Raw genomic sequence first — 21801 nt, 5'->3', positions numbered from 1 at the left:
GGAACCGGGACCGGCGGCGCGCCGGTCCGGCGCGTCGCCCGCCGCGATCCCGCCGCTCGGTCTGAGCCGCCGAGGATGCGCCCGCGCCGCGCGGGCGCTATAGAGCGCCCATGCCGCCCCTCGCCCTCACCCTCGGAGATCCCGCCGGCATCGGCCCGGAGCTGGCGCTCAGCGCGTGGCTCGGGCGCGGCGGGGCGGATCCGTTGCCGCCGTTCTTCCTGGTGGCCGATCCCGAATTCGTCGAGCGCCTCGCCCACCGCCTCGACCGTCCCGTCCCGGTGGCGGAGGTCGATCCGGAGACGGCAGCCGAGGTGTTCCCGCGCGCGCTCCCCGTGGTGCCCTTGCCGAGCGGCGCCCGCGTCGCGGCCGATCCCGGCGTCCCCGATTCCGGCAATGCCGGCGCGACCATCGAGTCGATCACCGCGGCGGTGGAGTTCGTGAAGGCCGGGCGCGCGAGCGCGGTGGTGACCAACCCGATCGCCAAGTTCGTGCTGACCCGGACGGGCTTCGCCCATCCCGGGCACACCGAGTTCCTGGCCGCCCTCGCGGTGCCGCCCGGCGTGACGCCGCCCCGGCCGGTGATGATGATCTGGAGCGCCGGCCTCTCGGTCGTGCCGGTGACGATCCACGTGCCGCTGAGGGACGTGCCGGACCTGCTCACCCAGGAGCTCGTCGAGGAGACCGCCGCGATCGTCGCCCGGGATCTGCGGGAACGGTTCGGCCTGCCCGAGCCGCGCCTCGTCCTCGCCGGCCTGAACCCGCACGCGGGCGAGGCCGGAACGATCGGCCGCGAGGACCGCGACGTCCTCGCCCCCGCGGTGGCGCGCCTGCGGGCGCGGGGCATCGACATCCGCGGGCCGCTCCCCGCCGACACCCTGTTCCACGCCCGCGCCCGCGAGACCTACGACGTCGCCCTCGCGCCCACGCACGATCAGGCCCTGATCCCGATCAAGACGATCGCGTTCGACGACGGCGTGAACGTCACCCTCGGCCTGCCCTTCGTGCGCACCTCGCCGGACCACGGGACGGCCTTCGACATCGCCGGCCAGGGCGTCGCCCGGCCGGACAGCCTCGTGGCGGCCCTGCGCCTCGCCGACCGGCTGGCCGCCAACGCGGCGGCGCGGAGCGAGGCCCCCGCCAGGGCCGAGATCATCCCGTTCAGCATCTATGCCGGCCGTCCCCGGCCCGTCGGCGCCCGCCACTTCGATCCCGAGGACGAGCTGTGAGGCAGCCAGCATGAGCGCCGGGGACGGTCTTCCCCCGCTGCGCGAGGTCGTCGCCCGCCACGGCCTGGAGCCGAAGAAGGCGCTCGGCCAGAACTTCCTCTACGACCTCAACCTGACCGGCCGGATCGCCCGGGCGGCCGGTCCGCTCGCGGGGGTGACCGTGGTGGAGGTCGGGCCGGGCCCGGGGGGGCTGACGCGCGCGCTCCTCGCCGAGGGCGCCGCCCGCGTCGTGGCGATCGAGCGCGACCCGCGCGCCCTGCCGGCCCTCGCCGAGATCGCCGCCCACTATCCCGGCCGGCTCGAGGTGGTCGACGCCGACGCCCTCGCCTTCGACCCGCGGCCGCTGGTGGGCGAGGCCCCGGCGCGGATCGTCGCCAACCTGCCCTACAATGTCGGGACCGCCCTGCTCACCGGCTGGCTCGACGGCGAGGTCTGGCCGCCCTGGTGGGATCAGGCCGTGCTGATGTTCCAGCGGGAGGTCGCCGAGCGGATCGTCGCCGGCCCGGAGGAGCGGGCCGATTACGGCCGGCTCGGCGTCCTCTGCGGCTGGCGCACGGAGGCCGAGATCCTGTTCGACGTCAGCCCCTCGGCCTTCGTGCCGCCGCCCAAGGTCACCTCGAGCGTGGTCCGTCTGGTTCCGCGCGCCCAGCCCCTGCCCTGCCGCGCCGGCGCGCTCGAAGCCGTCACCCGGGCGGCCTTCGGCCAGCGGCGGAAGATGCTGCGCCAGAGCCTCAAGGCCTTGACGCCCGAGGCCGGCGCCCTGCTGGCCGCCGCCGGCCTGTCCGAGACCGCGCGCGCCGAGGAGATCCCGGTGTCCGGGTTCGTCGATCTCGCCAATCGCTGGGACGCGCATAGAAAAGCCGGCGCCCCGGTGGGGACGCCGGCCTGACGGAGAGCCGTGGCTCCGGCCCGGAGGCCGGAGCGTTGCCGGGTCAGCGGGTCTGCTGGATCGCCGAGAGCACCCAGCCGCGGCCGGGCTGGCGCAGGAAGGTCCAGAGCTCCGTCGCCTCGGACGAGTCCGTGGAGACGACGCGGCCGCTCGCCCGCTCGATCATCACGTCCTTGAGGGCGTAGCGCATGGCCACGGTCGCGTAGTCGGTGCGGTCCTCGCCCCAGGCCTCCGCGAGGTCGCCCTGCAGCAGCTTCACGTCCGAGATCTTGTTCACCACGCCGCGGGAGGCGTTGCCGCGCAGCTCCTCATCGAAGTAGCTGACCATCTCGGGCGTCGACAGGTTGCCCAGGGTCACCCGATCCTCGCGCGAGTAGGCATCCTGGATGTCGCCGAGCAGGCGCTCGAAGGCCTGGTAATCGGCCGGGCCGATCTGCACCGGGCGCGTCTGCGGCGGGCGCTGCCCACCGCCGAACATGCCGCCGGGAGCCGGGCCGCCCGGAGCGCCGCCCATCTGGCCGCGGGCGCCCGGCTGATCGTCGAGCGACGAGCGCGCGTAGGGCGCGCCGGCGCCGGCCGGCTCGTTCCGGCGGCGGAAGAACCGCAGGGCCAGCATCACCACGAGCACGACGAGACCGACCTGGAACAGGAGGCCGATCATCGAGGCGAGGCCACCGAGACCGCCGAAGAAGCCGCCGCCGAGCAGCGCGCCGATCAGGCCGGCGCCGAGCAGGCCCGCGAAGAAGCCGCCGCCGAAGCGGCGACCGGGCGCGGCCGGGGCCTGCATGCCGGGGCTGCCCATGCCGGGCGAAGGCGCGGTCTGCGAGCGCTGCATCGTCGTGCCGCCGCCGGGGGCGGTCGGCGTGGCGGAGGGCGCCGTGTAGGTGCGCGAGCCGCGGGACCCGACGGACCCGCCGCCGCCCGGACGGGCTTCCACGACGGGTGCCGCGACGGTCAGCGCAGCGGCCAGCGCCAGGAGGGCGGCCACACGCCGGCGGCGCGAAATCTCAGTAAACATGTACACGCCTCAGAGGACGAGAACCGGGTGGCGCGGAGCGCCAGTGACGATATGGGAACGGTCGGGCAGCGGTTTTAGTCCTGGCCGCCGTCGCCCGGGCGACGTTTTCCACCGGATCGCCGCGGCGCATTCCGAGCCCGCCCGTCGCGCCCATCGCGTGAATGGCACGGCTCTAGTGGAGCGTGCGCTCCGGGGCGGCCGGGAAGGAGAGGCGCACCTGCGTCCCCTCCCCGCTGCGGCTGTCGAGGGTGATGGTCCCGTTCTGCCGCTTCATGAGGCCGTGGACGATCGCGAGGCCCGCGCCGCGTCCGGCCTCGTGGCTGGTCTGGAACGGCGCCAGGGCCCGAGCGAGCATCTCGGGCGACATGCCCTGCCCGGTGTCGCCGACCGCGATCCCGACGCTTCCCTGGCCCGGCTGCTGCAGGGAGCGGTCGCCGGGATCCACCCGGAAGGTCGACAGGGTCAGCGTCCCGCCCGACGGCATCGCCTCGCAGGCATTGGCGACGAGATGCCGCAGGGCGAACTCGATCTGCGTGGGATTGCTGATCGCCCGCGGCAGGCCCGGCGTCGCCGCCACGGTGAGGCGGATCCCGGGCGGCAGGTCGGGCTCGAGGCGGGAGGCGAGGTCGGCCACGATGGCGTCGAGGTCGACCGACCGGACGTCCGGCGCGATGCGGCGCGAATAGGCGAGCAGGTGCCGGGTCAGGATCGCCGCGCGCTCGGTGGCGTCGGCCGAGCGGGCGATCGCCCGTTGGACGAACGGCTCCTGCCGGTCCCCGAGCCGCCGCTTGAGCCCGTCGATGTAGCCGATCAGGATCTGCAGGAAATTGTTGAACTCGTGGGCGACGCTGTTGGTCAGGAGCCCCAGCGCCTCGCGCTGGCGGGAGAGCGCGAGCGCGCCCTCGGCCTCGCGCCGGGCCGTCTCGTCGCGGATCTGGCCGATGCGGAACGGGGTCCCGGGCAGGGCCGCCGTCTCCAGGCGGGCCCAGAAGCTCGTCCCGTCCGCGCGGCTGGCCAGGAATTCCTGAGGCTCGGTGCCGGCGGGGTCGAGGGGCGCCGTGCGCTGCGCCAGGATCAGGTCGAGTCCCTGCGCGACGAGCCGCTCCGCCGGGTAGCCGGCGATCCGCTCCAGGGCGGGATTGGCGTGGCGGACACGGCCCTGCGGATCGAGCACCAGGCTGGGCGTCGGCAGCGCGTCGAGGAGCGCGCGGGCCTCGTCCGCCAGCGACCCGCCTTCGGCCGCGCTGTGATCCGTCCCGGGCTGCGCCATGCTGCGTTCGCGCTCAGCGGATGCGGAAGGTCCGCGACGGGCCAGCGATAGCGATGAACGGCCTCACGGCCAAGCGTGGATCCGCGGGAGGATCCGCGCGTCGAACGGCGTGCCGACCCGTCCGGGCACCGTCTACTGGCGCACCCACATCACCCGGGCCATCCAGGCCACCTCGCCGAGATTGAGGACCCGGTCCTCGTGCTCGGGGTTCAGGGAGGCCAGTTCCACGGTCCGGGCGGTACGCCGCCGCAGCTCCTTGGCCAGGACCTCGCCGCCGTGCAGGCGGACCACGACGCGGTCGCCCTTGCGCACGCTGGCCGTCGGCGACACGATCAGGACGTCGCCGTCCCGGAACAGCGGCAGCATGGAATCGCCCTGGATCTCCAGCGCGAAGGCCCGCTCCTCGCCGAGATCCGGAAACTCGATCTCCTCCCAGCCGGCGCCCCCGGTGGGCATGCCCTCGTCGGTGAACAGGCGGCCGGCCCCGGCCTGGGTCAGGCCGATCAGCGGCACCATCGTGCGGGCGGGGATCTCGCGGGCCTCGATGAGCCGCAGGAACTCGTCGAGGCTCGAGCCGGTGGCGGCCAGGACCTTCGACACGGATTCGGTGGACGGCCAGCGCTTGCGGCCGTCGGCGCCCACGCGCTTCGACCGGTTGAAGCTGGTCGCGTCGAGGCCGGCGCGGCGGGCGAGGCCCGAGGCCGAGTAGCCGTGGCGCTCGGCGAGCCGGTCGATGGCGTTCCAGATCTGCTCGTGCGACAGCATAGCGGGCTCGGAAGCTCAGCCTGAGCGGGCCGGCACCCCCGTCTCACCAGCCGGGATCCGGCTGCCTCGGAGGCACGGAGACGGTTCGCCCGCCGGGTCCGTTCGACACCCGCCGGGTACGCGCGGAGATACTTGACAATCTGCTTTCCGGATCCGCTCTGCCGGTCCGGACGGTGCTGTGTGACGTCCAGCCTAGTCGTAGGAAAGTAGAACTACGGGCGGCAGATTGCAATCGCTCCTCGAATCAGGCCCGACGCCCCGCGGTTGCGGCTGGCGCCCGGCGGCTCTATCGCAGCGTCGTTTCCGGGGAGCTTCGATGCCGCTCATCTACAAGATCTGTCCGCGTGCCCTGTGGCGCGAGGCCGAGGCCGCGGGCCGGTTCACGGGCGCGCCGATCGATCATCAGGACGGCTTCATCCACTTCTCGACGGCCGGCCAGGTCGCCGAGACGGCGGCCCGGCACTTCGCCGGGCAGGACGACCTGCTCCTCGTCGCGGTCGAGGCCGACGCCCTCGGCGACGGCCTGCGCTACGAGCCCTCTCGCGGCGGCGACCTGTTCCCGCATCTCTACGGCCCGCTGCCGCTCTCCGCCGTGGTCGCGGTGGACGATATGCCGCTGGGCGCCGACGGCCGGCACGCCTTCCCGGCCGGGATCCTGCCGGCATGATCGCGGCCGCCTTCCCCCTCGTCCGGCCGCTGCTGCACCGCCTCGACGCGGAGCGCGCGCACGACCTGACCCTCGCCGCCCTGGCGCTCCTGCCCGCGGGGCCGCGGCCGACGGACGACCCGCGCCTCGCCGTCGACCTGCTCGGCCGCCGCTTTCCCAACCCGGTCGGCCTCGCGGCCGGCTTCGACAAGGGCGCGCGCGTTCCCGACGCGCTGCTGGGCCTCGGCTTCGGCTTCGTCGAGGTGGGCGGGGTCGTGCCGCGGCCCCAGCCCGGCAACCCGCGGCCGCGGGTGTTCCGGCTCGCCGCCGACGGCGCGGTGATCAACCGCTTCGGGCTCAACAGCGAGGGGCTGGAGGTCGTGGCCGATCGGCTGCGCGCCCGGAAGGGTCGGCCCGGGATCGTCGGCGTCAACATCGGTGCGAACAAGGAGTCCGCCGACCGCCTCGCCGACTACGCCGCCTGCACCGCCGCCCTGGCGCCGCTGGTCGACTTCGTCACGGTCAACGTGTCCTCGCCCAACACGCCGGGCCTGCGCGACCTGCAGGGCGAGGCCTTCCTCGACGAGCTGCTCGCCCGGACGGTCGAGGCCCGGGACGCGGCAGGTGCCGGCGCGGCGATCCTCCTGAAGATCGCCCCCGACATGGCGTTGGACGCCCTCGACGCGGTCTGTGCCACGGCCCAGCGGCGCGGGGTCCAGGCCCTCGTCGTGTCCAACACGACGGTGGCCCGCCCGGCGAGCCTGCGCGAGCAGGGGCTCGCCCGGGAGACCGGCGGTCTCTCGGGGCGGCCGCTCTTCGGTCCCGCGACCCGGATGCTCGCCCACACGCGCCTGCGCGTCGGGGACGCGCTGCCGCTCATCGGTGTCGGCGGCGTGGACTCGGCCGAGGCCGCCTGGACCAAAATCCGGGCCGGCGCGAGCCTCGTGCAGCTCTACTCGGCGCTGGTCTACGAGGGCCCGGGCCTCGTCGGGCGCATCAAGGACGGGCTCCTGCGGCGCATGAACGAGGCCGGCATCGCCTCGCTCCGGCACGCCGTCGGGCGCGACGCCGCCGATCTCGCCCGCGGGGATTGAGCGGGCGCGAGAGCGACCGTAGCGCGGCGCAGCCGGCCGCGCACCGCCGCGGATTGCGTCGACGGCGCGGCGGCCCGTGAACGGGGCCGGGCCGGATAAATTTTTTGCGGTCGCAGTTTAGAAAGGCTTTGCACAGCGGGAGCTTAGCCTGTGCCCCGTGCATGAGGGGCCTGCGCCGGCACGCCATTGTGAGGGGACTGGAGAGGCGCTTATCTCGCGATTGCGAGACACATCGCGTCAGCCAATCCAGGACGGTTCATGGCCCAGTCTGAAGGGTCTTCCAAGCGCTCCTCCGCCGCCGGCGGCTGGGGTGCTCTGAAGAGCTGCGGCAAGCACCTGCTCGGCAGCCGCGCGCCCCTCACCGGCGCCCGCGCGCTGCTGAAGGCGAACCAGCCCGACGGGTTCGACTGCCCCGGCTGCGCCTGGGGCGACCCGGAGCACGGCTCGTCCTTCGAGTTCTGCGAGAACGGCGTGAAGGCGGTCTCCTGGGAGGCCACCGACAAGCGCACGAAGCCGTCCTTCTTCGCCAAGCACACGCTGACCGAGCTGCGTACCTGGAGCGACTACGCCCTGGAGGGCCAGGGCCGCCTGACGCACCCGATGCGGTACGACGCTGCGAGCGACCGCTACCTGCCGGTGAGCTGGGACGAGGCCTTCGCGGAGATCGGCGCGACCCTGCGCGGGCTCGACCATCCGGACCAGGCCGAGTTCTACACCTCGGGCCGCGCCTCCAACGAGGCGGCGTACCTGTACCAGCTCTTCGCCCGCGCCTACGGGACCAACAACTTCCCCGACTGCTCGAACATGTGCCACGAGGCGAGCGGCGTCGCCCTGATCGACGCGATCGGCATCGGCAAGGGCACGGTCCTGCTGGAGGATTTCGAGAAGGCGGACGCGATCTTCTGCGTCGGCCAGAACCCCGGCACCAACCACCCGCGGATGCTCGGCGACCTGCGCCGGGCGGCCGAGCGCGGCGCCAAGGTCGTGGTTCTGAACCCGGTCCGGGAGCGCGGCTTGGAGCGCTTCGCCGACCCCCAGAACACCGTCGAGATGCTGCGCGGCGCCAGCCGCCCCATCGCCAGCCACTACCTGCAGCCGCGCTCGGGCGGCGACATGGCGGCCTTCCGGGGCATCGCCAAGGTCGTGTTCGCCCGCGACGCCGAGGCGCTGGCGGCGGGCCGGCCCTCGCTCCTCGACCGCGCCTTCCTCGAGCACCACACCGCCGGGCTCGAGGCCTACCGCGCCGCCGTCGAGGCGACGTCCTGGGACGCGATCCTCGACCAGTCGGGCCTGACCATGGACGAGATCGCCGCGATGGCGGACGTCTATCTGGGCGCCCAGCGGGTCATCGCGACCTGGGCCATGGGCGTGACCCAGCACCGCCACTCGGTGGCGACGATCCGGGAGATCGCCAACCTGCTGTTCCTGCGCGGCCATATCGGCCGGGCCGGCGCGGGCCTCTGCCCGGTACGCGGCCATTCCAACGTGCAGGGCGACCGCACGGTCGGCATCAACGAGCGCCCGTCCGCAGCCATCCTGGATTCCCTGGAGCAGCATTTCGGCCTCGCCATGCCGCGCCGGCACGGCCACAACGTCCTGGCGGCGATCCGGGCCATGCGCGACGGCACCGCGAAGGCCTTCATCGGGCTCGGCGGCAACTTCCTGCGGGCGACGCCCGACACGCCCGTCGTGGCGCAGGCGCTGGCCTCGTGCCGGCTCACCGTGCACATCGCCACCAAGCTCAACCACGCCCATCTGGTGCCCGGTGCGGTCGGCTACCTGCTGCCCTGCCTGGGCCGCACCGAGATCGACCGGGGCGCCGAGGGCAAGATCCAGATCGTGACCGTCGAGGATTCGATGAGCATGGTCCACGGGTCGGGCGGCATCAACAAGCCGGCCTCCAAGGAGCTGCGCTCCGAGATCGCCATCATCGCCGGCATGGCGCAGGCGACCGTCGGCTCCGCCGCCATCGACTGGGCCGGCTTCGCCGCCGATTACGACCGGATCCGCGAGGCGATCGCCGCCACGATCCCGGGCTTCACCGGCTACAACACCCGGGTGCGCAAGCCGCGCGGCTTCATGCTGCGCAACCTCGCCGCCGAGCGGGTGTTCGAGACGGCGACCGGCCGGGCCACCTTCTCGGCCGACGCCCTCCCGGTCGAGACCGAGCACCAGGCCGCCCGGAAGACGCGCGACACCTACGTGCTGCAGACCTTCCGCAGCCACGACCAGTACAACACGACGATCTACGGCCTGGATGACCGCTACCGCGGCGTCTACGGCGAGCGCCGCGTGATCTTCGCCCATCCGGACGACCTCGCGGAGATCCGCGACCGGCTCGGCGACCGGGTCGACGTCGTCGGCACGCACGACGACGGCATCACCCGCCGGGCGGAAGATTTCCGCCTCGTGCCCTTCGATATGCCGCGGGGGGCGCTGGCCGGCTACTATCCGGAGCTGAACGTGCTCGTGCCGCTCTCGACCTACGGCGAGAAGAGCGACACGCCGACCTCCAAGTCGGTGCTGGTCACCCTGCAGGCGCGCGCGGCCGCGTGAGCGCGGAGCCCGACGAGGCGGCGTTCGTCGCCGCCCTCGACCGGGTTTCGGCCGCCCGCCCGGATCTCGACCCGCTCGCGGCGGGCCTCCTGGCGGCGCTCGACCTCGGCCTGCCGGGCGACAGCCGCGCCTTCGCCCGCACCTTCGGGGTGGAGCACGCCCTGGTGCTGCGCGCCCTCTCGGGCCTGGACGAGGCGGGCCTCGTCGCCGTCACGGCCCGCGACGGGCGCACCCAGCGGACGCGCTACACGACCGCCGATTCAGGGCCGTCGGTGCCGTCATCACGCGCGTAGCGAAGTGACCCAGGGACCGCGACAGACTCGGGCGTGGCGCTGCCCTGGATCGCTTCGCTCCGGCGAGGACGGACGCGCTCAGAACCCCTTCGCCTTGATCGCCTCGGCCCAGGTGACCGCCCGCCGGTTCACGCCGAGATGCTGCCGCTCGTAGAGCCGGCCCTCCAGCTTGATCGCGCCGCGCTTGGCGTATTCCGGGCGCTCGAACGCCTCGATCACCAGCTTGGCGCGGCGCACCTCCTCCTCGGTCGGAGCGAAGGACGTGTTGGCCGGCTCCAGCTGCGTCGGGTGGATCAGGGTCTTGCCGTCGAAGCCCAGGTCCCGGGCCTGCCGGCACTCGTCGCGGCAGCCCTCTGTGTCGGCGATGTCGTTGTAGACGCCGTCGAGGATCGCGAGCCCCTCCGCCCGCGCGGCGGCCAGCGCCATCATCATCCAGGGCAGCATCGGCACGCGGCCGGGGACGATCTTGGCCCAGGTGTCCTTGGCGAGGTCGTTGGTGCCGAGCACGAGGCAGGTCAGCCGGTTGCGCGGGTCGCGCTTCGCCCGGGCGATCTCCTGGATGTTGAGGATCGAGGCCGGGGTCTCGATCATCGCCCAGATCGCGATTCCGTCCGGCGCGTCGAGGGATTCGAGCCGGTCGGCGATGCTCTCCAGCACGGCGGGGGACGAGACCTTCGGCATCAGGATCGCGTCGGGCTCGGCCTCGATGGCGGCGTGGAGATCCGCTTCGCCCCACGGGGTCTGCGGGGCGTTGACCCGGATGACCAGCTCGCGGCTGCCGTAGGCGCCGCTCTTCACCGCGGCGCAGACCTGATCGCGGGCGAGCTCCTTCTCCTCCGGGCCGACGGCGTCCTCGAGGTCGAGGATGATGCTGTCCACCGGCAGGGACTTGGCCTTGTCGAGCGCCCGCTGGTTCGAGCCGGGCATGTAGAGCACGCTGCGGCGCAGGCGCAGATCGGTGGTCGTGGCCATCGGCTTCTCCCTCCTGGGCCGTCGCGCGGCCTCCCGTCGTTGCGCTGCACCCTAAAGCACGAACCTGGCCGCGCCACACCCTAAAGGTCGGGGCGGGTGAGTCCCCGCGCGGTTTGATACCGCGCCGTCTCTCCGCAGATCGAAGCCGCGGTTTGGTCATGTTCCGCCGCTTAAAGGCCGGACGAAACCAATTCTCGAAGTCCGGGATCTCTACGATGCGCAAAGTCTTGGTCACCCTCGCCTTGCTCGGGACATTGGCGGCACCTGAGGCGGCCCGGGCCCAGAGCCGGACCACCCTCGGCGTCGGCTCCGGTGCGGTCGCGGGGGCGCTGGTCGGCGGCCCGATCGGCGCCGTCGCGGGGGCCGTGGTCGGCGGCTTCGTGGGGAACTCGTCGGAGCGCGGGCGCCGGCACGTCCGCCGGGGACGCCGCTACGGCTACGCGGCCCCGCGCCGGTCCTACCCGCGGCGGGCGGAGGCCGCCGTACCGCGGACCACCGGCTCCGTGGCCCGCGCCGCGCCGCCGGCCCAGCCCACCACTTGGAAGGATCCGCGCTAGCACGTCTCGAGGTCGCGCGCGGGTGCCGCCTAGGCCGCCGGTTCGAGGGCGGCCGCGGCCGGCGTCCGGAACGTGTCCCGGGCGAGGCGCGGGAACGCGATCGCCTGTCCGAGGCCCCGGGCGCCCAGGAAGCTCACGAAGGCCAGCCACAGCCCGGTATTGCCGAAGCCCAGGCTCTCGACGAGCGCGAGGATCGCGCAGTAGGCGGCGAGCGCGCACACCATCAGGTTGCGCATCGCCCGCGTCCAGGTCGCGCCGATATAGATCCCGTCATACGCGAAGGGCGCCGCGGCGGCGAGCGGCGCCAGGGCGGCGAGGACGAGGTAGGACCGGGCCGCCTCGCGCACCGGCCCGTTCGTGGTCACGGCATCGATGAAGGCCGGGCCGCCCGCCAGCGACACAAGACTGACTGCGAGGCCGAAGCCGAGGCACCAGCGCAGGCTCAGGGCGGCGGCCGCGTCGAACGCCTCCCGGTCCCGGGCGCCGACGGCCTGGCCGCACAGGGTCTCGGCCGCCGTGGCGAAGCCGTCGAGGAAGAAACCGCCGATCAGGAAGAGATTCCACAGGACCGAGTTCGCGGCCAGGACCACGTCGCCCTGCCGGGCGCCCAGCGCCGAGAACAGCACGATGCCGGTGATCAGCGCGAGCGTCCGCAGGATGACGTCGCCGTTGACGCTGAGCGTCCGGCGGAGCGCCGCGGCGTCGCGGAGGTCGCGCAGCGGCACCCGGAAGGGCCGGGAGCCGAGCCGCGCCAGGAGGATCAGCCCGAGGCCGAGCCCGAGCGCCTCGGCGCCGAGGGTCGCCAGCGCCGCGCCGGCGAGGCCCAGGCCGAATCCCAGGACCAGAATGAGCGTCAGCGCGACGTTGGTCAGGTTGATGGCGACCTGCAGCAGCAGGCCGAGATCGGTGCGCCCGCGCCCCAGGACCGAGCCGAGCACGCCGTAGCTCGCCAGCACGAAGGGCGCGGACAGGATGCGGATGTGGAAGTAGGTCGCGAGACCGGCGATCACCGCCGCGCTCGCCCCGCTGATCGCGAAGGCGAGCTGCGCGAGGGGCCCCTGCAGGGCCACCAGGACGAGCCCGATCAGGGCGCCCGCCGCCAGCGCCCGCGCCAGGATGCGGTCGACCTCGGCGTCGTCGCGTCCGCCGACCGCCTGCGCGGTCAGGCCGGCGGTCGCCATGCGGAGCGCCCCGAACGACCAGAAGATCGCGTCGAAGATCACCGCGCCGAGGGCGATGGCGCCGAGCAGCGCCGCGTCGCCGAGCCGCCCGATCACCGCCGCGCCGACGAAGCCGAGCATCGGCGTCGTCACGTTGGCGATCGTCATGGGCAGCGCCAGGGCCAGGACGCGGCGGTTCGTCGGACGGCCCGAGCTGGCGACGGTGTGAATCATGCCGCACGCTAAGTAGCCGCGCCCTCCGCGCAAAGCGGGCTGATCGCATCGGCGGGTTGCGATGGCGGGCGGCCGATCTGCCCGAACCCCCGGCGCGCCGGGCCGTCGGGGCGCGACCGGGCCGGATCGGCCCCGAACTTCGTCAGCGGGAGACGGCGAACAGGCGCGCGATCAGCCAGAGCGGCACGACCACGATCGCCCCGGCGACGATCCAGCCGCCGAAATCGTGGAGCGACGCCAGCCCGACCTCCACCAGCGCCCGCGCCGAATCGTAGACGTGCCAGAACAGCCGCCCCGGCGTCAGGCCGAGCATCGACATGAAGGCGCCGACCAGCACCGACAGGAACAGGAGCCGCAGGAACACGCCGGCCGGCGAGCCGCCGAGGAACCGCCGCAGGGCGGAGGGGCGCGACCGGTAGCTGTCCGCGCCGTAGGGGGCGTTCGGCGGGGCGCCCTGCTGATAACCTTGCCGGCGCCGGTCGTGATCGACGAGCATTGCGTCCTCGTGAAGCCTCAGGGCCCTCGGATCGGCGACGAAGCGGGCGGAACCGTGACCGGCACACCACACCGCGTCGAAACCCGAGCGCGGATCAGGCGTTGGCGGGTTTCTCGCGCGCCGTGCAGATGGCAAGCGGCGTCGCGCGCGCCAAGATGCCGGACGGGGTGGACTACGCCGCGGGACTCTCGCGGCGCGGCCTCGGCCAAAGGGAGAACTCCCGGGAATCGGGAATTGGTGTGAGAGGCTCTGAGTGCCGACGGGACCATACGCACGATGATCGACCACGCCCTGTTCGACCCGGCGACGATCGATCCCGAGACGCTCCGGCTCAATGCGGAGATCGTCGCGGCGCACGCCGCGCTGCCCGATCCCTGGTCGCTGCCGATCGCCGAGGTGCGCGAGCGGCGCCGTCTGGGCACCAAGGCGGCCCCCGCCATGCCGCACAGCGCCCGGGCCGAGTGGCTGACGATCGACGGGCCCGGCGGCCCGCTCAAGCTCCGCGTGGTCCGACCCAAGCCCGGCACGAAGCTGCGCGGCGCCTACCTGCACATCCACCGCGGTGGCTGGGTCTGGGGCTCCGCGGACGAGCAGGATCCCTGGCTGGAGCGCATCGCCGACACCTGCGGCTTCGTCGCCCTGTCGGTCGAGTACCGCCTCGCCCCCGAGCACCCCTATCCGGCGGCGCTGCTCGACTGCGAGGCCGCGGCCCTGTGGCTGGCCGGTCCGGGCAAGACCGAGCTCGGCATCCACGCGCTGACCATCGGCGGCGAGTCGGTGGGGGCGCACCTCGCCGTGATGGTGCTCCTCCGGCTGCGCGACAAGCACAACCTGCCGCGGGCCTTCCGGGGGGCCAACCTCAACGCCGGCTTCTTCGATCTCGGCCTCACACCGTCCGTGCGGAACTGGGGCGAGGAGCGGCTGGTCGTGAACACCCGCGACCTGACCAAGTTCGCCGACGGCTACGTCCGCGAGGGCATCGACCGGCGCCGGCCGGACGTGTCGCCGATCTACGCCGACCTGAAGGGTCTGCCGCCGGCCCTGTTCACCATCGGCACCGCCGACCCACTCCTCGACGACACGCTGTACATGTCGGCGCGCTGGGCGGCGGCGGGCAATGGCGGCCACACGGCGATCTATCCCGGCGGCTGCCACGTCTTCGCCCGCTACCCGAGCCCGATGAGCGAGCGGGCGCTGGAGCTGATCGACCGCTTCCTGATGGCGCTCGCCTGAGCGACCCGTCCGAGATCCTGCCGGAGCGGTTCCGCGCCTGGTTCGCCGGGCGCGGCTGGGCGCCCCGATCGCACCAGCTCGATCTCCTGCGGATCGCCGGCGCCGGCCGCTCTGCCCTGCTGGTGGCGCCGACCGGGGCCGGCAAGACGCTGGCCGGCTTCCTGCCGAGCCTCGTGGCCCTCGCCGAGCGTGGCCCCCAGCGGAAGGCGGCGGGCCTCCACACCCTCTACGTCTCGCCCCTGAAGGCGCTCGCGGTCGACATCGCCCGCAACCTCGACGCGCCGATCGCCGAGATGGCGCTGCCGGTGCGCGTCGAGACCCGCACCGGCGACACCCCGGCCCACAAGCGCACCCGCCAGGTCAGCCGGCCGCCGGACATCCTGCTGACCACGCCCGAGCAGCTGGCGCTGCTGATCGCCCATCGCGAGGCGGCGGAATTCTTCTCCGGATTGCGCTGCGTGGTGCTCGACGAGCTGCACGCGCTGGTGACCTCGAAGCGCGGCGACTTGCTGTCCCTGGCGCTGGCGCGGTTGCACCGGCTGAGCCCCGGCCTCGCGGCGATCGGGCTCTCCGCCACGGTGCGGGAACCGGACGAGCTGCGGAAGTACCTGGTGCCGCAGGGGCCGCTTCCCTCTCCTCCCGCCGCGCGCGGGGACGGCGCGTCCAGTCCTGACGCGTCTCCTCCCCCACCCCGACCCTCTCCCGGACGGGACGGGGAGCGCGTCGCGCCGCCCATGGCCGATCTCGTCACCGTCGCCGGCGGCGCGAAGGCGGACCTGCGCATGCTCGATCTCGGCCGGGCGCTGCCGATCTCCGGCCACACCGCGTGGCACTCGATGCCGGCGATCTACGACCTCATCCGCGAGCACCGGACCACGCTGGTCTTCGTGAACACCCGCCTCCAGGCCGAGTACACGTTCCAGGAGCTGTGGCGGCTCAACGACGACGCCCTGCCGATCGCGATCCACCACGGCTCGCTCGACGCCCAGCAGCGCCGCCGGGTCGAGGCCGCGATGGCGGCGGGCCAGCTCCGGGCGATCGTCTGCACCGCGACCCTCGACCTCGGGATCGACTGGGGCGACGTCGACCTCGTGGTCAATGTCGGCGCGCCGAAGGGGGCGAGCCGCATCATGCAGCGGATCGGCCGGGCCAACCACCGCATGGACGAGCCCTCGAAGGCCTACCTCGTCCCGGGCAACCGTTTCGAGATGCTGGAGTGCCAGGCGGCGCTGGACGCTGTCGAGGAGGCCGCCCAGGACACGCCGGACGCCCGCCAGGGCGCCCTCGACGTCCTCGCCCAGCACGTCCTCGGCATGGCCTGCGCTGACGCCTTCGATCCCCTCGACCTCTACGACGAGATCGTCTCGGCGGCGCCCTACGCCGGCCTGACCTGGGAATCGTTCGAGCAGGTGGTCGATTACGTCGCCACCGGCGGCTACGCGCTGCGCGCCTACGAGCGCTTCGCCAAGATCCTGCGCGGGCCGGACGGACTCTGGCGGGTGCGCGACGCCCGCACCGCCCAGGCCTACCGGATGAATGTCGGCACCATCGTGGAGGCGGCCCGGGTGAAGGTCCGCCTCGGCCGGACCCTGCGCGGCAAGCCCGGCACGGTGCTGCCGAAGACCGGCCGCGTGCTCGGGGAGATCGAGGACGAGTTCGCCGAGACGCTGACGGTGGGCGACACGTTCCTGTTCGCCGGCGAGACCCTGCGCTTCGAGGGGCTTGCCGAGGACGAGTGCCTCGTCACCCGCGCGCCGCCCGGCACCGACCCGGCGATCCCGTCCTACGCGGGCGCGAAGTTTCCGCTCTCGACCTTCCTGGCCGCCCGGGTCCGGGCGCTGATCGCCGACCCGTTCGCGTGGGACCGCCTGCCCGAGCAGATCGGCGCCTACCTGCTGCAGCAGCGCCGCCGCTCTGTCCTGCCGGGCGAGCGCGACCTTCTCGTCGAGACCTTTCCGCGCGGCAAGCGCTACTATCTCACCGCCTTCCCGTTCGAGGGCCGCCTCGCCCACCAGACGCTGGGCATGCTGCTGACCCGGCGGCTGGAGCGTTCCGGCCTGCGCCCGCTCGGCTTCGCGGCCAACGATTACGGCATCGCGATCTGGTCGACCCGCGACGTCTCGGAGCGCGCCGCGATCGATCCGGACTTCATCGGCGACCTCTTCGCCGTCGACATGCTGGGTGACGATCTTGAGGCGTGGCTCGACGAATCGGCGATGATGAAGCGCACCTTCCGCCAATGCGCGGTGATCGCGGGCCTGATCGAGCGCCATCACCCGGGACAGAAGAAGTCCGGCCGGCAGGTCACGATCTCGACCGACCTGATCTACGACGTGCTGCGCAAGCACCAGCCCGACCACCTGCTGCTGCGGGCCGCGCGGCAGGATGCGGCAACCGGACTCCTCGACGTGAGGCGCCTCGGCATGATGCTAGAGCGCATCCAGGGGCGAATCATCCACAGGTCTCTCGACCGGGTCTCGCCGCTCTCCGTGTCCGTGATGCTCGAGATCGGGCGCGAGCGGGTCTACGGCGAGGGCGCCGACGAGATCCTGGCCGAGGCCGAGGCAGAGCTTCTCCAAGAGGCTCTGTCCTGACCGTCGATCCGCCCTCCCCCGACGACACCGAGGATGCGATCTTGGCGGCCGGCCTGAGACTCGAGAAGACTCCCAAGCACCCCACCTTGCAGCTCGCGGGCGAGACGCTGGTGCTGGACCTGTGCGGCGGCCTCTGGCTGCCGGAGCACCGGACGCTGATCGTGTCCGATCTCCACTTGGAGAAGGGCTCGTCCTACGCGGCCCGCTCCGGCCAGTTCCTGCCGCCCTACGACACCCGGGAGACGCTCGCCTGCCTGCACGAGGCGGTGGTGCGGCACGATCCGGCCCGGGTGGTGGCGCTGGGCGATTCCTTCCACGACGCCCGCGGTCCCGAGCGCATGGAGCCGGGCGACCGCGCCCTGGTGGCGGCCCTGCAGGAAGGGCGGGACTGGGTCTGGATCGCCGGCAACCACGACGCGGCCGTGAACGAGGGCGTCGGCGGCCCCTACGCGGACGCGCTGACGCTCGGCGGCCTCGTCCTGCGCCACGAGCCGAGCCCGGAGCCCGTGCCCGGCGAGATCGCCGGCCACCTCCATCCCTGCGGAAAGGTGGCGATGCGCGGGCGGGCGGTGCGCCGCCGCTGCTTCGTCACGGACGGCACCCGCCTCGTCATGCCGGCCTTCGGCGCCTACGCCGGCGGCCTGAACGTCCGCGACCGGGCGATCGAGAGCCTGTTCCCCGACGGCTTCACCGCCCATCTCCTCGGGGACGGGCGGGTCTTCGCCATCGGCCGGGCGCAGCTCGCCCGGGACTGAGTCGCCCGATCAGGCCGTCTTCATGAACCGGATCACGCTCTCCGACAGGCTCGTCGAGTGGCCGGCGAGGCTCTCGGCGATGCCCTGGACCGCCTGGGCGAGCTGACCGGTGGCGTTGGCGGCCTCGGAGACGCCGCCGATATTGCCCGCCATCTCGTGGGTCGAGACCGCCTGCTCCTCGACGGCGCTCGCCATCGCCAGGGTGAGCTTGGACAGTTCGTCCACCGCAGCCGTGATCATCTCGATGGCGCCGACGGCCTCGCCAGTCGCGCTCTGGATCGCCGAGACCTGCTGCGTGATCTCGCCGGTCGCCTTGGCGGTCTGCTCGGCGAGCGCCTTCACCTCGGAGGCCACCACGGCGAAGCCGCGCCCGGCGGCGCCCGCGCGGGCCGCCTCGATGGTGGCGTTCAGGGCGAGCAGGTTGGTCTGGTCGGCGATCGACTTGATCATGCCCACCACCGCGTCGACCTTGCGGGCGTTCTCGGCGAGCTGGCGCATGGTCGCGTCGGTGGTCCCAGCCTGGGCGGCGATCTGCTGCGCGCGCTCCGAGACCCGCCCGACCTGGCCGGAGATTTCCTGGATCGCGCCGTTCATCTGCTCGGAGTTCGACGCGACCGACGACGCCTTGTGGCGCGCGGACTCGGCCGACTGCATCAGGCCCACGGCCGAGCTCTGCATTTCCTGGATGGCGGAGCCGACGGCCTCGACGACCCGCTTGACGTCGGTCTCCATGTTCACCTGCGCGGTGACCACCGCCCAAGTCAGCATCGGACCGAGGTACTGCCCCTTCTCGTCGTTCACGGCCGTGACCCGCAGGTTGAGGGTCTCGGGCCCGACCTTGATCTTGGTGCTGTGCGGCAGCCGGCTCGCGTCGGCCAGCATCGTGCGCTGGTGGCTGGGGTTCTTGTGGAAGATGTCGAACGAGCGGCCGAGCATGTCGTCGACCTTCACCGGCAGGTGCTGGTCGATCGTGCCGAGGGTCTTGCGCGACGTGGCGTTCATGTAGTCGATCTTGAAGTTGTCCTTCAGATCGGCCGTCATGACCGCCACCGGAACGTTGTCTATCATCGTCAGGAGCCGGTTGATCTCCTTCTTCTTCGCCGAGATGTCCGCGGCGAACTTGACGACCTTGATCGGCTTGCCGCGCGCGTCGAGGACAGGATTGTACGTCGCCTCGAGCCAGACCGAGTCGCCCTCCTTGTCGAGGCGCAGGAACTCGCCCGTGACGTACTGGCCGTCCTTCAGCTTGCTCCAGAACGCCGCGTAATCGGCGGACTCGGCGTAGCTCTTGTCCACGAAGATGCGGTGATGGCGGTTCCGGACGTCGCTGAGGCCGTATTTCATCAATCGCAGGAAGTTCTCGTTCGCGTGAAGGACCGTTCCGTCCATCGAGAACTCGATGATCGCCAGCGAGCGGTCGAGCGCGTCGATCTTGGCCTGGGCTTCATTGAAAACAGTGCGATTGAACATGGTACGGCTCGCGTTCCCCCGCCGTGGGGTGTAGCCTCACAGCGTTAATGAATCCCTTATTCTGGCATTCGTCCAGTTTAAGAGTTGCCTGACGGAAATCGAATGCTTGGAGCGCCGCGCCCTCTGTGCGTCCGTAACCGGACCGACGCCATCGTCGAGATTGCATTCAAATATAAACTCAGTCAGGGCCGAAGCATACTTACGAATATCAGAACCAGCCGCGCATGCGAAAGTATACGATCGGCGCGACCGCGCTGATGAGGATCAGGCCGAGCGCGTAGGGATATCCGAGCGCCCAATCCAGCTCGGGCATGTGCTTGAAATTCATGCCGTAGATCGACGCGATCAGCGTCGGCGGGACGCCGACCACCGAGACGACGGTGAGGACGCGGAAGACGTTGTTCTGCTCGATGGTGATCAGGCCGAGGGCCGCGTCGAGCAGGAACTGCACGTTCTCGGCGAGCCGCGTCTCGAACTCGTCGAGGGATTCGATGTCCCGCTTGATCGTCTCGAAGCGCGCATCCTCCGGCAGGCCGAGGCTGTCGCAGGCCGCGGCGACGAACGGGATGATCCGTTCGAGCCCGAGCAGACTCGACCGGATCTTGCCCAGAACCTTCCCGCGGTTGCTGATGCCCCGCAGGATCCGGCGCAGGGCGAGGTCGCGGCGCCGGGGCGGCGGGCTCTCCAGGCGCCGCCGCTCGGCACCGCGGACGTCGAAGTCAAAGATGCGGGTCGAGAGCGTGTCGAGCTCGGAGCCCATATCCTCGAGGGCGTCGGCGAGGCTGTCGACCAGTTCCTCCAGCACGACGAGGAAGATCTCGCTCGGCGTCGTGCTGCCGTCGCCGTCGGCGACACGCTTCGCGGACGCCTCGATGGCGCGCAGGTCGTGGAAGCGGATCGTGACGAGGTGATCCTTGGTCAGCAGGAAGCCCAGCGGCTTCAGCTGCGACGCGCTCTGCTCGAACGTGATCATCGGGGTCGAGAGCGAGAGGCCGCCCTTCACGCGGCGCAGGCGGCTCGACGTCTCGACCTCCGAGAGCGCCGCCCGCGACGGCACCCGCAGGCCGGTCGCGGCCTCGACCGCCGCGGCCTCTTCCGGCGTGGGGTCGTTCAGGTCGAGCCACACGGTGTCGCGCGCGATCGGGCCGCCGGGTCGCAGCGCCACCGGGCCTTCGGGTCCGTGCAGGCTCAGCATGAGAGCGCGTTATCCATGAGGGGGAACGGGGCCGCCGGCGCGTCATCGCACCGTCGCGCGGGGGTGCGACAGCCTTGACTCGGAACCCGCCCGCGCCTATCTCGCGGCCGTCTTTGGCACTCGCCGAGACAGAGTGCTAACAGTCGAGTTTGCGAGCGGTCCCGCCGGCCGCATCAACGCCAACTCAAGACCTGAAGCAAGAGGGCAGCTCATGAAGTTCCGTCCGCTGCACGACCGCGTGGTCGTCCGTCGCATCGAAGGCGAAGAGAAGACCAAGGGCGGCATCATCATCCCGGACACCGCCAAGGAGAAGCCGCAGGAGGGCGAGGTCGTCGCCGTCGGTCCCGGCGCCCGCGACGAGGCCGGCCGCGTCAACGCGCTCGACGTGAAGGCTGGCGACCGCGTCCTGTTCGGCAAGTGGTCCGGCACCGAGGTCAAGATCGACGGTCAGGACCTCCTGATCATGAAGGAATCCGACATCATGGGCGTCGTCGCCGCCTGATCGGGTCACCCGCCATCGCCCTTTGAGGCCGTCCCGGCCTTGGGGTTCAACAACCAGCTAAGAGGCACACAATGGCAGCGAAAGACGTTCGTTTCTCCGCCGACGCCCGCGATAAGATGCTGCGCGGCGTCGACATCCTCGCCGACGCGGTGAAGGTGACGCTCGGCCCGAAGGGCCGCAACGTCGTGATCGAGAAGAGCTTCGGCGCCCCGCGCATCACCAAGGACGGTGTGACGGTCGCGAAGGAGATCGAGCTCGCCGACAAGTTCGAGAACATGGGCGCCCAGATGGTGCGCGAAGTGGCCTCGAAGACCAACGACATCGCGGGTGACGGCACCACCACCGCGACCGTGCTGGCAGCGACACCTGGCCGAGCGCCTGCGNCGCGGCGTCGACATCCTCGCCGACGCGGTGAAGGTGACGCTCGGCCCGAAGGGCCGCAACGTCGTGATCGAGAAGAGCTTCGGCGCCCCGCGCATCACCAAGGACGGTGTGACGGTCGCCAAGGAGATCGAGCTCGCCGACAAGTTCGAGAACATGGGCGCCCAGATGGTGCGCGAAGTGGCCTCGAAGACCAACGACATCGCGGGTGACGGCACCACCACCGCGACCGTGCTGGCCCAGGCCATCGTCCGCGAGGGCGCCAAGTACGTCGCCGCCGGCATCAACCCGATGGACCTGAAGCGCGGCATCGACCTCGCCACCCAGGCGGCCGTCAAGGACATCATCGCGCGCGCCAAGAAGGTCTCGACCTCCGACGAGGTCGCCCAGGTCGGCACGATCTCCGCCAACGGCGACAAGGAGATCGGCGAGATGATCGCCCACGCCATGCAGAAGGTGGGCAACGAGGGCGTGATCACGGTCGAGGAGGCCAAG

The 21801-nt window shown here is 72.0% G+C and carries 19 protein-coding genes and 2 pseudogenes; 13 read left to right on the top strand and 8 right to left on the bottom strand.

Annotation, left to right across the window (positions count from 1 at the left end):
• Positions 1-110: 110 nt before the first annotated feature.
• Both pdxA and rsmA read left to right on the top strand, forming a co-directional pair.
• Positions 111-1226 (top strand): 4-hydroxythreonine-4-phosphate dehydrogenase PdxA, encoded by a 1116-nt coding sequence (pdxA, locus tag ASG32_RS02845; protein WP_056522394.1) that lies wholly within the window; start codon positions 111-113, stop codon positions 1224-1226.
• A gap of 10 nt (positions 1227-1236) precedes the next feature.
• Positions 1237-2115: a 16S rRNA (adenine(1518)-N(6)/adenine(1519)-N(6))-dimethyltransferase RsmA gene (gene rsmA / locus ASG32_RS02840; RefSeq protein WP_056522390.1), complete on the top strand. Its 879-nt coding sequence runs from the start codon at positions 1237-1239 to the stop codon at positions 2113-2115.
• Between the two features lie 43 nt (positions 2116-2158).
• On the opposite strand, the gene ASG32_RS02835 is transcribed toward rsmA, so the two are convergent.
• From ASG32_RS02835 to ASG32_RS02825, 3 genes are all read right to left on the bottom strand, one after another.
• Positions 2159-3133: a TIM44-like domain-containing protein gene (locus ASG32_RS02835; RefSeq protein WP_056522386.1), complete on the bottom strand. Its 975-nt coding sequence runs from the start codon at positions 3131-3133 to the stop codon at positions 2159-2161.
• 172 nt (positions 3134-3305) lie between these two features.
• Positions 3306-4403: an ATP-binding protein gene (locus ASG32_RS02830; RefSeq protein WP_056522383.1), complete on the bottom strand. Its 1098-nt coding sequence runs from the start codon at positions 4401-4403 to the stop codon at positions 3306-3308.
• A gap of 132 nt (positions 4404-4535) precedes the next feature.
• Positions 4536-5168: a helix-turn-helix transcriptional regulator gene (locus ASG32_RS02825; protein ID WP_012317556.1), complete on the bottom strand. Its 633-nt coding sequence runs from the start codon at positions 5166-5168 to the stop codon at positions 4536-4538.
• A 316-nt stretch (positions 5169-5484) separates the two neighbouring features.
• Between ASG32_RS02825 and ASG32_RS02820 the strand changes: the two genes are divergently transcribed.
• The 4 genes from ASG32_RS02820 to ASG32_RS02805 all read left to right on the top strand — a co-directional run bounded on the left by ASG32_RS02820 (position 5485) and on the right by ASG32_RS02805 (position 9757).
• Entirely contained in the window at positions 5485-5835 is a 351-nt protein-coding gene (locus ASG32_RS02820) for a DUF952 domain-containing protein (RefSeq protein ID WP_056522380.1), read from the top strand.
• Complete coding sequence (locus ASG32_RS02815) at positions 5832-6908, top strand: quinone-dependent dihydroorotate dehydrogenase (protein ID WP_056522376.1); 1077 nt, start codon at positions 5832-5834, stop codon at positions 6906-6908. The genes ASG32_RS02820 and ASG32_RS02815 overlap by 4 nt, the downstream gene beginning before the upstream one ends.
• A gap of 258 nt (positions 6909-7166) precedes the next feature.
• Positions 7167-9464, top strand: a complete 2298-nt coding sequence (locus ASG32_RS02810; RefSeq protein WP_056522373.1) for an FdhF/YdeP family oxidoreductase — start codon at positions 7167-7169, stop codon at positions 9462-9464.
• Positions 9461-9757, top strand: a complete 297-nt coding sequence (locus tag ASG32_RS02805) for a hypothetical protein (RefSeq protein WP_056522370.1) — start codon at positions 9461-9463, stop codon at positions 9755-9757. Before ASG32_RS02810 ends, ASG32_RS02805 begins: the two co-directional genes overlap by 4 nt.
• A gap of 78 nt (positions 9758-9835) precedes the next feature.
• Here ASG32_RS02805 and ASG32_RS02800 read toward each other — a convergent pair whose 3' ends face one another.
• On the bottom strand, positions 9836-10729 hold the full coding sequence (locus ASG32_RS02800) for a CoA ester lyase (RefSeq protein WP_020093558.1): 894 nt from the start codon (positions 10727-10729) through the stop codon (positions 9836-9838).
• A 215-nt stretch (positions 10730-10944) separates the two neighbouring features.
• Between ASG32_RS02800 and ASG32_RS02795 the strand changes: the two genes are divergently transcribed.
• Positions 10945-11286: a YMGG-like glycine zipper-containing protein gene (locus ASG32_RS02795; RefSeq protein ID WP_026604994.1), complete on the top strand. Its 342-nt coding sequence runs from the start codon at positions 10945-10947 to the stop codon at positions 11284-11286.
• A gap of 29 nt (positions 11287-11315) precedes the next feature.
• On the opposite strand, the gene ASG32_RS02790 is transcribed toward ASG32_RS02795, so the two are convergent.
• Together ASG32_RS02790 and ASG32_RS02785 are read right to left on the bottom strand one after the other, a co-directional pair.
• The gene (locus ASG32_RS02790) at positions 11316-12680 is read right to left on the bottom strand and encodes an MATE family efflux transporter (RefSeq protein WP_056522367.1); all 1365 of its coding nucleotides are present in this window, start codon (positions 12678-12680) and stop codon (positions 11316-11318) included.
• Positions 12681-12822: 142 nt separating this feature from the next.
• Complete coding sequence (locus ASG32_RS02785; RefSeq protein ID WP_020093561.1) at positions 12823-13176, bottom strand: DUF6460 domain-containing protein; 354 nt, start codon at positions 13174-13176, stop codon at positions 12823-12825.
• 276 nt (positions 13177-13452) lie between these two features.
• Between ASG32_RS02785 and ASG32_RS02780 the strand changes: the two genes are divergently transcribed.
• From ASG32_RS02780 to pdeM, 3 genes are read left to right on the top strand one after another with little or no spacing between them, the layout of a single operon-like run.
• A complete protein-coding gene (locus tag ASG32_RS02780) occupies positions 13453-14409 on the top strand; it encodes an alpha/beta hydrolase (protein ID WP_056522365.1) in 957 nt (318 codons plus the stop codon).
• Positions 14406-17003 carry a ligase-associated DNA damage response DEXH box helicase gene (locus tag ASG32_RS02775; protein WP_056522695.1) on the top strand — a complete coding sequence of 866 codons (2598 nt, stop codon included), beginning with the start codon at positions 14406-14408 and terminating at the stop codon, positions 17001-17003. Before ASG32_RS02780 ends, ASG32_RS02775 begins: the two co-directional genes overlap by 4 nt.
• Positions 17004-17044: 41 nt before the next feature.
• Positions 17045-17758, top strand: a complete 714-nt coding sequence (pdeM, locus tag ASG32_RS02770; protein WP_056522362.1) for a ligase-associated DNA damage response endonuclease PdeM — start codon at positions 17045-17047, stop codon at positions 17756-17758.
• Positions 17759-17767: 9 nt separating this feature from the next.
• Here pdeM and ASG32_RS02765 read toward each other — a convergent pair whose 3' ends face one another.
• Together ASG32_RS02765 and ASG32_RS02760 are read right to left on the bottom strand one after the other, a co-directional pair.
• On the bottom strand, positions 17768-19228 hold the full coding sequence (locus ASG32_RS02765; protein ID WP_056522359.1) for a PAS domain-containing methyl-accepting chemotaxis protein: 1461 nt from the start codon (positions 19226-19228) through the stop codon (positions 17768-17770).
• A 208-nt stretch (positions 19229-19436) separates the two neighbouring features.
• On the bottom strand, positions 19437-20423 hold the full coding sequence (locus tag ASG32_RS02760; protein WP_056522355.1) for a CorA family divalent cation transporter: 987 nt from the start codon (positions 20421-20423) through the stop codon (positions 19437-19439).
• A 211-nt stretch (positions 20424-20634) separates the two neighbouring features.
• On the opposite strand from ASG32_RS02760, the gene groES reads away from it, so the two are divergent.
• From groES to ASG32_RS34875, 3 genes and pseudogenes are all read left to right on the top strand, one after another.
• Positions 20635-20925 (top strand): co-chaperone GroES, encoded by a 291-nt coding sequence (gene groES, locus ASG32_RS02755; protein WP_020093567.1) that lies wholly within the window; start codon positions 20635-20637, stop codon positions 20923-20925.
• Between the two features lie 71 nt (positions 20926-20996).
• A pseudogene (locus ASG32_RS32085) lies at positions 20997-21308 on the top strand (TCP-1/cpn60 chaperonin family protein); the annotation flags it as partial.
• Between the two features lies 1 nt (position 21309).
• Positions 21310-21801, top strand: a pseudogene (locus tag ASG32_RS34875) (TCP-1/cpn60 chaperonin family protein); the annotation flags it as partial.

The organism is Methylobacterium sp. Leaf361, assembly GCF_001424445.1.
GTDB lineage: Bacteria > Pseudomonadota > Alphaproteobacteria > Rhizobiales > Beijerinckiaceae > Methylobacterium.
The sequence above is the reverse complement of the archived record's forward strand: the minus strand, read 5'-3'. Positions and strand labels throughout refer to the sequence as shown.

Coding starts and splice junctions, on each gene's coding strand:
- pdxA (WP_056522394.1), top strand. CDS start 111: ATGCCGCCCCTCGCCCTCACCCTCGGAGATCCCGCCGGCATCGGCCCG.
- rsmA (WP_056522390.1), top strand. CDS start 1,237: ATGAGCGCCGGGGACGGTCTTCCCCCGCTGCGCGAGGTCGTCGCCCGC.
- ASG32_RS02835 (WP_056522386.1), bottom strand. CDS start 3,133: ATGTTTACTGAGATTTCGCGCCGCCGGCGTGTGGCCGCCCTCCTGGCG.
- ASG32_RS02830 (WP_056522383.1), bottom strand. CDS start 4,403: ATGGCGCAGCCCGGGACGGATCACAGCGCGGCCGAAGGCGGGTCGCTG.
- ASG32_RS02825 (WP_012317556.1), bottom strand. CDS start 5,168: ATGCTGTCGCACGAGCAGATCTGGAACGCCATCGACCGGCTCGCCGAG.
- ASG32_RS02820 (WP_056522380.1), top strand. CDS start 5,485: ATGCCGCTCATCTACAAGATCTGTCCGCGTGCCCTGTGGCGCGAGGCC.
- ASG32_RS02815 (WP_056522376.1), top strand. CDS start 5,832: ATGATCGCGGCCGCCTTCCCCCTCGTCCGGCCGCTGCTGCACCGCCTC.
- ASG32_RS02810 (WP_056522373.1), top strand. CDS start 7,167: ATGGCCCAGTCTGAAGGGTCTTCCAAGCGCTCCTCCGCCGCCGGCGGC.
- ASG32_RS02800 (WP_020093558.1), bottom strand. CDS start 10,729: ATGGCCACGACCACCGATCTGCGCCTGCGCCGCAGCGTGCTCTACATG.
- ASG32_RS02795 (WP_026604994.1), top strand. CDS start 10,945: ATGCGCAAAGTCTTGGTCACCCTCGCCTTGCTCGGGACATTGGCGGCA.
- ASG32_RS02790 (WP_056522367.1), bottom strand. CDS start 12,680: ATGATTCACACCGTCGCCAGCTCGGGCCGTCCGACGAACCGCCGCGTC.
- ASG32_RS02785 (WP_020093561.1), bottom strand. CDS start 13,176: ATGCTCGTCGATCACGACCGGCGCCGGCAAGGTTATCAGCAGGGCGCC.
- ASG32_RS02780 (WP_056522365.1), top strand. CDS start 13,453: ATGATCGACCACGCCCTGTTCGACCCGGCGACGATCGATCCCGAGACG.
- ASG32_RS02765 (WP_056522359.1), bottom strand. CDS start 19,228: ATGTTCAATCGCACTGTTTTCAATGAAGCCCAGGCCAAGATCGACGCG.
- ASG32_RS02760 (WP_056522355.1), bottom strand. CDS start 20,423: ATGCTGAGCCTGCACGGACCCGAAGGCCCGGTGGCGCTGCGACCCGGC.
- groES (WP_020093567.1), top strand. CDS start 20,635: ATGAAGTTCCGTCCGCTGCACGACCGCGTGGTCGTCCGTCGCATCGAA.